The following is a 12266-nucleotide window of genomic DNA, read 5'->3' on the forward strand; positions in this document are numbered from 1 at the left end:
AGTGGGCGATTTAAAGGTCATCGAAAAATACAAGGCGGGCGACCGCAAGTAAGAACCGTTTTGTACATGGCAATGATGTCAGCAATGCAATCAAACCCTGTTTTTAAAGCAACATATCAGCGGTTATTAGCCGCAGGGAAACCTAAAAAAGTTGCCATTATTGCATGCATTAGAAAGATGATTGTTATCTTAAATTCAATGCTAAGAGATGGTGTTTTATGGGAAGCGCCAAAAGTTATAAATTAACTATTGACGCCATAGTCTCTTGTTAGCAGTATTTATGTCCACAATGCCCATCGAACATCTATGAGCCGATGTAACATTCTATTTTGCTCACTAATTTCTTCAGGCTCTGGCACTAGATCTTCGTTATATGTAAGCCACCAATTATAAAGCTCTGTGATTTCTTGCTTAGTTGAACGAGTTTTTTCATCAGCATCCCAATCGATAATCTCAAACAGCTTTTCTTTTTCGACTGTATCTTTTAGTAGCTGAAAACAGGCATGCAACATTACAGAGTCTTTATCTCGCCATTCTTCATTTAGGCTTTCAATTTTCAAACTATTGCCAGGTTCCATAAAACTCCCAAATACTGCTAACAGCTTATTGACACCACTTTGGGGGTTATAACACCCCAAAACGGCGTATATTACATTGCTCAACAATTCCACTAAACAACTTCCATGTAAACAAGTAATTACGTATTTTGTAAAGTTATTGTTGTTAAAATACACCAAAACGACTTTTAATAATGTTATTGGACAAAACACAAACAACTGTTTATATACACAGCTTAGTATGCTAGACAGCCACTCTAATCGAAGAAGCTAAACTGTGCTATGAAATACGCGTACAATGATGGGTGATATTTATAGCGAAAATGATGACTGTCGTCATTATTTTCATCTACATAGTAAAAAATAGCTCCTTATCTATTGAAAAATTCCTGTCTGCCAAATCAGATTATAGGGCATTAGCATAGTTAATTTAGGTGGCAAAATTAGCTATGTGACTAAAGGGCTGTGTCATCAATAATCTCTATTATTACCTTGTTATCAGCTGCTCTTAAAAAATTAAAATAGATATGTCTATATCCAAGAGAAACAACTATTCGCCCTTCTTGTAATACGTTTGAATTATTTATATTTTCTTTCAAGTGCTTAGATATTTCCTTAGGGATAGATTTGTAATCTTGAACCATTTCGGTTTGAGCCAGTAAATTTATTGCTTTATTTAGATAATGTTTTTTGTCGGCTACTAGGTGGCTATCATATAATGTATATTTAAATGTGTAAGCATAGTGAGCACAACCGCCATGAGTAACGTTAATTTCCATGAGTTTATAAAAAACGGCTGACTCAGAAATATCGTATTTATTAATACTTGTTGTGAAATTTGTATAACCTTTGTATTTAGGGTTGAGAATTCCCTTTATTGGTTTTTCTGCCGTACACTCTTCAAGTTCTGTTGTTTGTTTATCGCTTACTACTGCACTTTTATTATCAGCAGCATGTAGCACAAATGACATTAATAGTGTTAAAAGTACTATCCATTTTTTCATTTGGTTACACTCCGGTTTAACTTTACTGAAGAAATTGATGATTAATGTAACAATTCCCCCGTCACTAGCCAATTAGGAATGTAATCAAATAGCTAAATCGCTTCATTTATTTTTACCTAATTATGGTTTTAAGCGTTATTCAAATTTAATAAGAAAAAATAAAATAGGTATCAGTGTTACTTTCAAGCTAGCTTTTATTTAAAACAAATAAAAAAGCCCCGCTTATTTTTACACAAGCGGGGCTCCACACTAAATATTTACTCAACAATAAAAGCGCCGATACTGCGGGCGCTTTGCATTATTGAATTAATTTCACAGTCTACTGATTAACTACGCTTTTAAGCGGATTAATTGGCTGTGCGTTATCGTCTAGTAGGTTCATATCAAAATCGAACTCATCTACACGAATCGCTTTTTCACGTTTGATGTTGTAATCAATTAACTGAACGTGTTCAGCTTGCGTGATTACGTTTGCCGCGAGTGCGTTATCAAGCGTGATGTTAAAGCGTATACCTGGTTTAATTACTTTAGCACGTAGTGCTTTTTTAACTTTAGCCAGCTCGCCAAGTGATGCCATTTTAGCTTTGTAAGCTTGCTCATTAATATGATGGCCATCGCCCTCTACTGGTTTAACTAAATGCGTGATTTGCGCTTTAAACGCGGTATCTAGCTGAGCTTGCTTAGCTAGTTCGCGGATTAAATCGTCGCTAATTTTTGGCATTTTAGTTGAGTAGTTCATTGTAATGAAACGAATAAACTTACGTGTACCACTTGCAGGGAAGTTATCTAAAAACTTATGCAATGCTTCTTCAGCACTTTGTAGTGCAAAACGAGTCGCGTAATGGAAATACGGCGCTGCTTGCTCACGGTCACTACTTGATACTTTTTGCTCGTAGTATTTAATTGATGCCATAGCTGCATATAAAAAGCTCATTACATCGCCTAAACGTGCCGATAGCATTTCTGCTTGCTTTAATTTACCGCCAAGTACCAGTAACGAAAAGTCTGCGTACACTGCAAGTTTTGCAGATAATTTATGTACTGCTTTTTCGTAGTCGCGTACTTCTGGTAATTCAGAATTAGCACTTGCTGTAAATGGTAAAACACCTAGGCGGAAAGCACGTAAGCTGTTTGCTGTGCTGTAGCCGATTGTTTTACGTAAAATACCGTTAAATTCTTTGTCAGCGCCTTTGTCTTCGCTGTGAATTGACTCAACCATAGATTGTAAATATGGATGACAACGCATAACACCTTGACCAAAAATCATTAAGTTACGAGTAAGAATGTTCGCGCCTTCTACCGTAATGGCAATCGGCTGAGCAACATAACCACTTGCTAATGTATTTTGTGGACCATTTTGAATCGCTTTACCCGCTTGAATATCCATTGCTGAATCAAGTACGTCGCGACCAAGCTCTGTCATGTGGTATTTAGCGATTGCGGTTACTACTGATGGTTTTAAGCCCATGCCTAAGCCTTCAGTTGTAAGTACGCGCATTGCTTCTTGTAGGTATGTTTTACCTGCAATGTCAGCTAGTTTTTCTTGAATACCTTCAAACTGACCAATGGCTAAACCAAACTGTTCACGCACTGCTGCGTATTCAGATGCTGATTTAAATGCAACTTGTGCTGTACTAACACCTAGCGCAGGTAATGAAATACCACGGCCGGCACCTAAACAGCTAACCAGCATTTGCCAACCACGGCCGATATTTTTTTGCCCGCCAATAACAAAGTCCATTGGAACAAATACTTTGTTACCACGTGTAGTACCGTTGTAAAAACGAATACCCATAGGGTCATGGCGATTACCAAGCTCTACACCTGGGTGTTCTTTTGGAATAAGTGCACAAGTAATACCTAAGCTTTCTTTGCCACCTAGTAAACCATCAGGGTCCATTACTTTAAAAGCTAAACCAAGTACAGTAGCAATAGGTGCAAGCGTTATGTAGCGTTTGTCCCATGTGATCTCAAGGCCAAGTACTTCTTCGCCTTTATACATGCCTTTAGTAACTGTACCAATGTCTGGAATGCCACCTGCATCAGAACCCGCTTCTGGGCTTGTTAATGCAAAACATGGAATGTCTGTACCATTTGCTAGGCGTGGTAAGTAGTGTGCTTGCTGCTCTTGCGTACCAAAGTGAAGTAATAACTCACCCGGACCTAACGAGTTAGGAACCATTACGGTTACTGCAACTGCAGAGCTCTTAGTCGCAATTGTGCCAACAATAGTAGAGTTTGCATAAGGGCTAAACTCTAAACCACCAAACGACTTAGGAATGATAAGCGAGAAAAAACGCTCTTTTTTCAAAAACTCTAAAATATCATTTGGTAAATGAATGCCGTTTTGAATAACTGAATCGTCAATCATGCCCAGTAGTTCTTTTACTGGACCGTCTAAAAATGCTTGCTCGTCTGCACTTAGCTTAGCGGCAGGTACGTCGCGAAGTGCGCTGAAATCAGGTTTACCTTGGTAGATAGAACCTTCAAGCCATACATCGCCTGCGTCTAACGCTTCTTGTTCAGTGATAGATATACTTGGTAATACTTTTTTTAATTTTGTACGTAAACTCATGATTGAACTCATCCGACCAGCTAAATAATAACTACATTACGTCATAAAAAATCGTTTAGATCAATTACTCTATTCAATTAATTAACAGTTTTTTAAATTTATTTTCTTTACCTGAACGTAAACTGTTGAAACGCAAAGGCTTACAGCTGTACGCTGAAAATAACTATTTTTATCAAAATGATGAATAAAACAGCTAATAAATAGAAATACGATTTGGTGGGATGCAAAATACATAAAATAGGCATAAAAAAACGCAGCATAAAATGCTGCGTTTTTTAAAGTGACGTATGCTTATGGTGCTACGTGAACAACCTGTTTACCCGTAAAACCACCTGCTAATTGTTTATTAAGCGCATCAGATACCGCTTGTGCATTAAACTCAACAGCGGTGAGTTCAGGTGTTTTAATATCGCCATTACATGCGCTTTCTAGTAACAAATTACCCATAAAACTTAAACGCTGCTGTGCACATAAACTATTAGCAAGCCATGCACCACCAAGCGATACCACGCTAATGTTAGGCGCTCTGCGGTACATTAAGTCTTGATCGAAACATGGTAGAGGGTTTAGACACGCAATTTTACCGCAAAAACGCATTAGCTCAATATTTCTAGCCGTTGAGTCACCACCAATGGTGTCTATAACTGCGTCAAAGCCTTGTGGACCAAGTTCTCTGCGAATTTTTTCACACAACTTTTTATCGTTGTAATCAAAAACCATGTCTGCGCCTAGCTGCTTAACCAGTTTATGGTTTCGCTTTGATGCAGTTGCAAATACATCTGCTCCACGTTGCTTAGCATACTGAATAGCAAACTGCCCTACAGCGCCCGAACCACCTTCAATAAGTACGGTATCGCCTTCGCTAATACTAAGTTTATCTAAACTTATAAGCGCAGCCATACCTGCACAAGGTAAAATAGCGGCCACCGCTGGGCTTAGCCCTTTAGGTAAAACCGATACTGCGTAGTTAGGTACTTTTGTATATTCACTCAGTACACCTTGGCCACCAACGCTTGCATGCCACATAACCCGCTCACCCACATTGGGAAAAATACCTTTGCTGGCTTTTACCACCACACCTACGGCATCAAGGCCTAAAATATGAGGGTATTGCCATTTGCAAAAACCCGATTTAGCAAACTGCCCATCAACAGGGTTTAAGCCAACGTACTCCACTTTGATAAGTAGTTCGTTATCTGCACACTCAGGTACAGGTAACTCAACGTCAGCTAATTTAATTTGCTCGTTAGGCTCTGGTAATACAATGGCACGCATTGTGTGCGGTACGGTGTATTCATGTAAAACATCAGTATCAGACATCAATAAAGCTCTACTTATTAGTGTTACTTAATGCATAACTCCATCGCCCGTTAAATGACTGATATGCATTAACTTTAGCGAGTAGCGATGAAATTGTTGAATCGACAGCATTTTCTTGCGCTATTAAAACATCCTGACGCGCATCTAACAACTCTAGATACGGAATTTGCCCTTCTTCGTACATTGCATTCGCTTGTAAAAATGCTTTGTTAGCAAAGTCATAGCGCTCATCAGCAAAACGTTTTTGCTGTGTTTGATTGACCAAAAGTTGCAACGAAAGTTCACTTTCGCTAACGGCTTTTAGCACAACTTGTTGATAATCGCTGTACGCGGCTTCACTTAAAAATTGTTGTGCGTCGCGCTGCGCTAAAAGTGCAGGATAGCTTAACAACGACCACTGAATTTGTGGCGCTATTTGCCATTGCTGCTGAGTATCGCTAAAGCCATTACTGCCAATGCTTAGAACACCTGCAAAGCCGCTCAAACTAATATCGGGTAAAAGTGCTTTGCTTGCTGCAACGCTTAAACTGTTAGCTTGGCTAAAGTCATAAAGCGCACGGCTAATATCGGGTCTTAGTGCAATTGCGTTATTTGGCTCATTAAGAGATACCTCAAACTCATGCTCTAAAATAGCTTGTTCATTACTTAATTCAACGTTTTGCGTTAAACGTCCAGTAAGTACGGCAAGCGTAGATAAATCGCGGTATTTTGCATATTCAAAAGCGGGTACAAGTGCTTGCTGTTGCCTTAGTTGCGCCATAGTACGGTTTAAATCAAGTTCGTTAGCCACACCTTCATCAACACGTGCTTGTAGCACCTCTATACTTTGTTCAAGCGCTTCTATTTGCAGCGCTACAATGTGCTGTTTTTCAACATTACCCTGATAGCTTACAAACCCTTTAACAACAGACGAAACCACTTCAATTTGCAGTAAACGTACTTGCTCTGCTTGGCTCATAGCCGATGCATTTGCCGCATCAACCAATGCTGTAATGCGCCCAAACAAATCAAGTTGCCAGTCGAGCGCTAAATTAGCACTCGATTGACGACTATTTACGTCACCCAAACCACTGCGCTGAGCACCAATTTCTACGCCACCTTGTGGCAAGTATTGCGCTTTTTGCTCGCCTAGCCGTGCTAATGCACTTTTAAGCGTGAGTTGGCTTGTTTTTAAGTCGTAATTATTTGCAAGCGCTTTGGTTACCAGCTGATTTAATTGGCTTGAATCAAGCCCTTTCCACCAGCTAGTTTCATCAACGCCAGTAAGTTGCTCTGCAACAGCTGCTTTTGCAACAAACTCATTAATTGCATTTTGCTCACTTACTGTATCTATTTTACTAGCACAGCCAGATAAAAATGCAGCCACCAATACAGCACTTATTGTTAAGCGTGTTTTTAGCATTTTATTTGCTAACTTATTCATGTGGTAACTCCTGCGCTTTTTCTTTTTTATTCACAACAAGCATATAAAATACTGGTGTAAACAATAAGCCAAACACAGTCACACCAATCATGCCTGAAAACACTGCATTACCCATTGCATGGCGCATTTCTGCTCCTGCGCCAGTTGCTAATACAAGCGGTATAACACCTGCTGTAAATGCAATTGAGGTCATTAATATTGGGCGTAAGCGCATACGACACGCAGCTAATATTGCATCCATATGAGATAACCCTGTCTCGTTTTGATCTTTAGCAAACTCAACCATTAAAATCGCATTTTTAGATGCCAAGGCGACCAGTACTATTAACGCTATTTGCGTAAATATATTATTGTCTGAGCCTACAAACCACACACCAAGTAACGCTGAGAATATGGTCATTGGCACTATTAAAATAATAGCCAATGGTAAACGCAGGCTTTCGTACTGAGCAGCAAGCACCATAAATACCAGTAACACTACCAGTGGGAATACATACACCATGGTGTTACCAGCAAGTACTTGTTGGTAAGTAACCTCAGTCCACTCGTATTCAATTCCGCTTGGTAAGTTATCAGCAAGTATTGCTTCAATAGCCAATTGTGCTTGATCAGAGCTGTAACCAGGCGCTGGACTGCCATTAAGTTCTGCACTTGGGTAACCGTTGTAATGCATTACACGGTCTGGACCAATTGTTGGTGTAACCGTTAATACAGAACCTAATGGCACCATATTACCTGCACGGTTTCTTACTTTTAGATTAAGTATTTGATCTGGATCTAAACGATAATCAGCATCTGCTTGCGCGTTTACCTGATACGTACGACCAAACAAGTTAAAGTCATTTACATACACCGAGCCTAAGTAAACTTGCAGCGAATTAAATACTTCATCAAGTGGAATACCCTGAATTAGTGCTTGCTCGCGGTCTACGTCTATATCCATTTGTGGTACTTGAATACGAAAACTTGAGTAAAGCCCTATTAACGCAGGATCTTTTTGTGCTTTACCAATAACCGTTTGCAGACTATTAAATAACGCTTCGAATCCTTTGTTTGATCGGTCTTCAATTTGTAGCTTAAAGCCACCCGTTGTACCTAAACCTTGAATTGGCGGGGGCGGGAATACCGCTACAAATGCTTCATCAATCGCGGCAAAACGTTGGTTTAACTGCGCAGCAATTGCCATAGCTGATTTACTTGGATCGGCGCGGTCTTCAAACGCATCTAAAGGTGTAAAAACAATGCCGCTGTTAGGGCTGTTAGTAAAACCATTTACCGACAAACCAGGAAAAGCAACCGTATGGGCAACACCCGGCACATCTAAGGCAATTTGCTGCATTTGTCTTAATACATCTTCAGTACGGTCAAGGCTTGCTGCGTCTGGTAACTGAGCAATTGCGACTAAATATTGCTTATCTTGTTGTGGAATAAAGCCACCTGGTACGGTATCAAACAATTTAATTGTACCGCCAACCAGTGCAACATAAGCCACCATAGCAATTAGGCTTAGACGAATTAGCTTTTTAACTAATTTTTCGTACCCTTTAGCGCCACGGTCAAATACACGGTTGAATGGTTGAAATAACCAACGACCAAATAATTTATTTAGTAAACGTGTAAACGCATCCGGTTTTGCATCGTGCGATTTTAATAATAACGCAGCTAATGCAGGCGAAAGAGTTAATGAGTTAAAAGCAGAAATAATGGTCGAAATTGTAATTGTTAATGCAAATTGCTTATAAAATTGACCAGACAAACCCGTAATAAAGGCTGTTGGAATAAATACTGCGCTCAGCACTAATGCAATAGCAATAATAGGGCCGGTTACTTCGTTCATAGCAACGCGTGTTGCTTCAAGTGGTGATAAACCTTGTTCTATATTACGCTCAACGTTTTCTACTACTACAATCGCATCATCTACAACAATACCTATGGCAAGTACTAACCCAAATAACGATAAGGTATTAATCGACACGCCCAACCACTGCATAACAGCAAACGTACCAATAAGTGAAATAGGCACAGCAATAAGCGGAATAATAGACGCACGCCATGTTTGTAAAAATACAATAACTACAATAACAACCAGTACAATTGCTTCAAGTAACGTTGCAATTACTGCGTCAATCGAGCCGCGTACAAATACAGTAGGATCGTAAACAATGTCGTATTTAACCCCTTCAGGAAAATCTTTTGATAAACGCGCCATGGTTTCGCGCACTTGATCAGAAAGCTCAATGGCATTAGACCCAGGGCGTTGAAATATAGGCATAGCAAGCGCTGGCTGAGTGTCTAACTCTGCGCGAAGTGAATAAGTGTCTTGACCTAGCTCAACGCGTGCAATGTCAGATAAACGTGTTAGCTGCCCTTCCTCACCTACTTTAATAATTACTTGCTCAAACTCTTCAATACTATTTAAACGACCTTTAACGTTTAATAGTATTTGGAATTGACTGTCGTTTGACACCGGCTGAGCACCTAAGCTACCTGCGGCAACTTGTTGGTTTTGCGAACGCAGCGCCGTTACAACATCGGTTGCTGTTAGCTCACGTGCTGCTAAAGCATCTGGGTTTAACCAAACACGCATTGAATATTTGCCCGCACCAAATAAGCGAATGTCGCCCACACCTGGTAGCCGTGCAATTTCGTCTTTAACATACAAATCGGCATAGTTAGATAAATACGCGGTATCGTGTGTTTTTTCTGGCGAATATAAATGCACTACCATGGTTAGATCTGGTGATGATTTTTCGGCTACCACACCTAAGCGTTGTACTTCTTCAGGCAAACGTGGCAAAGCACTGTTTACACGGTTTTGTACTTGTACTTGAGCACGGTCTAAATCAGTACCCAGTGCAAACGTTACCGTTAGGGTCATACGACCATCGCTGGTTGCTTGTGAAAACATATACAACATGTTTTCAGTACCGTTAATTTCTTGCTCGAGTGGTGTTGCTACCGTTTGTGCAATAACCGTTGGGTTTGCACCTGGGTAACTTGCGGTTACAACAACTGTTGGTGGTACAACTTCTGGGTATTCACTTACCGGAAGCTGAAATAAAGAAATGCCACCCGCAATTAAAATAACCAAAGACAACATAGCCGCAAATATCGGCCGTTGAATAAAAAAGTGTGAAAATTTCATCAAAAAACCTTATTGCTTAGCTACTACGTTTGATTCGTCATTAGAGAGGGTGAATGCAACATCACTGCTATCTATTGTTACTGTATTTGGTTCAATTGGCATACCAGGACCTACGCGAGCTGGGCCATTTACTGCAATCACATCGCCTTCAGACAAACCAGATGTCACTGCACGAAGCGAGCCGTAACGCTCACCCACTGTCACTAATTTGTACTGCAGCACGTTGTTTTCGCCAACAGTTAGTACAAAGCGATTTTTTAAATCGGTACCAATTGCTCTATCTGGCACTATTACTTGCTCAGAAATTGAATTAGCCGCTAACTTAATACGTGCAAATGAGCCTGCTCTAAGTTGGTTGTTATCTTCATTAAATACGGCGCGAACACGAAGCGTACCCGTAGAAGCATTAATTTGGTTATCAATAAAGTTGATATACCCTTTGTACGCAAAATCGTTTTGCCCAACTTTTTGCATTACAACAGGTTGACGACTTGCCGCTGTTACATTGCTAAAAGCACTGTTCCAAGTGCGTTCGTCAACATCAAAGTAAGCGTACATTTTTTCGTTAGAGACTATGCTTGTTAACACACTTTGACCCGCAATAATGTTATTGCCTCTCGTGATGTTTGCACGGGAAATTATGCCATCAATTGGCGATACAATTGACGTAAATTCTAAATCAAGTTCTGCCGATGTAAGCTGTGCTTGTAATGCAGCAAGTTGCGCTTCGCGTTGGTGTAAAATAGACGTGCGCGACTCTGTTTGTTCAGTAGAAATAGCTTTACGCTCCATTAAGCGGACCGCACGTTTAGCTTCGCTTTTTGCTTGTTCTAATGCAGCTTGTGCACTATTAATTTGTGCTTCAAGGCTTGCTACAACAGCAGCAAATGGGCGATCGTCTAACTTAAATAATAAGTCGCCTTTTTTTACATTATCGCCTTCATTAAATGCAATATGATCAATAACACCTGATACGCGTGGCATTAAAGCCACTTCTTGAGGAGACTCTAAGCGAGTTGTATAGGTGTGCCAGCTTTGTACTGGTTTAACTAATACAGGTGCAACATCGATTGGCTGAAGATGTTGTGCTTGAGCCGAAGGGGGTGTGCTCTCATCAGCACAACCTGCAAGTGTTAGTAATGCGCCAGCGAGTGCAGCAGCAATTAAATGTTTTTTCATGAAGACGCTCCTTTTTTAATTAGCTTCGCATGGTACGGATTAAACTTGCGGACAAAAACCATAGATTTTTAAATTCATTAGTGCCAAAATGGCATCAATTAATTAATTGAGATGTAATAATGGATACAACAAGTCGGCTTTTAATGTTGCTTGAAGTGGTAGAGCAAGGCTCTTTTGCTAAAGCAGCTGAAATTCGTAATATTGACCGTTCTGTTATTTCTAAACAAATTAGTCGATTAGAAGACGAACTTGGTGTGAGGTTACTTAATCGGACCACCCGCTCGTTTTCGCTAACTGCTGCGGGCGCAGAGATGATAAAAAAAGCCGCAGACCTCAGAGAGCTTCTTGGCGAAACCGTCCGTATGGCCGAAAACTACCATTTAGAGCCTCGTGGCGTTTTAAAAATCACCTCATCAACACTCATTGGTCGTCGTTACTTACAACCAGTACTTAATGACTTTCAAAAGCGCTTTCCGCAGGTTGAAGTCGAACTTAGGTTAGATGATAGATTAGTGGATATTGTATCTGAAGGATTTGATTTAGCGTTTAGAGTAGGCGAGCCAAAAGATTCATCTCTTATAGCCAGAAAAATTGCCCGAAACCGCATATTAATAGTTGCAGCTCCAGAGTTTATTGAAACCTACGGCATGCCACAAACAATGGAAGAGCTAGCAAGCCTACCTGCAGCAAGTTATGCAAGTAATTCTTTTAGAGTAGAAAGTATTGATTACTACAACAGTAAAGGTGAGCCGTGTGAACAAAAAATAAAGAGTGTATTTCGTGCAAACGATGCTGAGTCTTTATTAATGAAAACGCTCTCGGGGACTACTTACTTTGTTGCGCCTGCGTTTATTATTGGTGATGAAGTAAAAGAAGGAAAGTTAGTTCCTTTATTGACAGATATTAAACTTATGGAATACAGCGCTATGTACGCCGTATACCCTCATCGCGACTTACCAGTCAGAACGCGCTTATTTTTTGATGCAGTACGTGAGTACTTAGGAAAAGACAAACCGATTTGGGAAAACGGCATCCCTAATTTTGAACAAATGTACTAACCATT

Annotated in this window: 9 protein-coding genes; 2 read left to right on the plus strand and 7 right to left on the minus strand. The window is 40.1% G+C overall.

Annotated features, from left to right (window positions below; genetic code table 11):
* Nucleotides 1-246 (plus strand): transposase (locus GQR56_RS17425; protein ID WP_166110990.1); only part of this gene is annotated, 246 nt, incomplete at its 5' end.
* A gap of 32 nt (nucleotides 247-278) precedes the next feature.
* Here the strand turns inward: GQR56_RS17425 and GQR56_RS17430 are convergent.
* The 7 genes from GQR56_RS17430 to GQR56_RS17460 form a co-directional block, all read right to left on the minus strand.
* Nucleotides 279-578, minus strand: coding sequence for a hypothetical protein (locus GQR56_RS17430; RefSeq protein WP_166113849.1), 300 nt, complete (start codon nucleotides 576-578; stop codon nucleotides 279-281).
* 434 nt (nucleotides 579-1012) lie between these two features.
* Complete coding sequence (locus GQR56_RS17435) at nucleotides 1013-1561, minus strand: hypothetical protein (protein ID WP_166113852.1); 549 nt, start codon at nucleotides 1559-1561, stop codon at nucleotides 1013-1015.
* Nucleotides 1562-1880: 319 nt separating this feature from the next.
* Entirely contained in the window at nucleotides 1881-4136 is a 2256-nt protein-coding gene (locus tag GQR56_RS17440; RefSeq protein WP_166113854.1) for an acyl-CoA dehydrogenase, read from the minus strand.
* Between the two features lie 291 nt (nucleotides 4137-4427).
* Nucleotides 4428-5456: a zinc-binding dehydrogenase gene (locus GQR56_RS17445; protein ID WP_166113856.1), complete on the minus strand. Its 1029-nt coding sequence runs from the start codon at nucleotides 5454-5456 to the stop codon at nucleotides 4428-4430.
* A gap of 10 nt (nucleotides 5457-5466) precedes the next feature.
* Nucleotides 5467-6879, minus strand: coding sequence for a TolC family protein (locus GQR56_RS17450; protein WP_166113859.1), 1413 nt, complete (start codon nucleotides 6877-6879; stop codon nucleotides 5467-5469).
* Nucleotides 6872-10024, minus strand: coding sequence for a multidrug efflux RND transporter permease subunit (locus GQR56_RS17455; RefSeq protein ID WP_024610915.1), 3153 nt, complete (start codon nucleotides 10022-10024; stop codon nucleotides 6872-6874). The genes GQR56_RS17450 and GQR56_RS17455 overlap by 8 nt, the downstream gene beginning before the upstream one ends.
* Before the next feature lie 9 nt (nucleotides 10025-10033).
* A complete protein-coding gene (locus GQR56_RS17460; protein WP_166113862.1) occupies nucleotides 10034-11203 on the minus strand; it encodes an efflux RND transporter periplasmic adaptor subunit in 1170 nt (389 codons plus the stop codon).
* Nucleotides 11204-11322: 119 nt separating this feature from the next.
* Here GQR56_RS17460 and GQR56_RS17465 point away from each other — a divergent pair, with 119 nt between their 5' ends.
* A complete protein-coding gene (locus GQR56_RS17465; RefSeq protein ID WP_024610917.1) occupies nucleotides 11323-12261 on the plus strand; it encodes a LysR family transcriptional regulator in 939 nt (312 codons plus the stop codon).
* The last annotated feature ends 5 nt before the right edge of the window (nucleotides 12262-12266 follow it).

It is taken from the genome of Pseudoalteromonas sp. Z9A5 (assembly GCF_011378875.1).
In the GTDB taxonomy this organism is placed as follows: domain Bacteria; phylum Pseudomonadota; class Gammaproteobacteria; order Enterobacterales; family Alteromonadaceae; genus Pseudoalteromonas.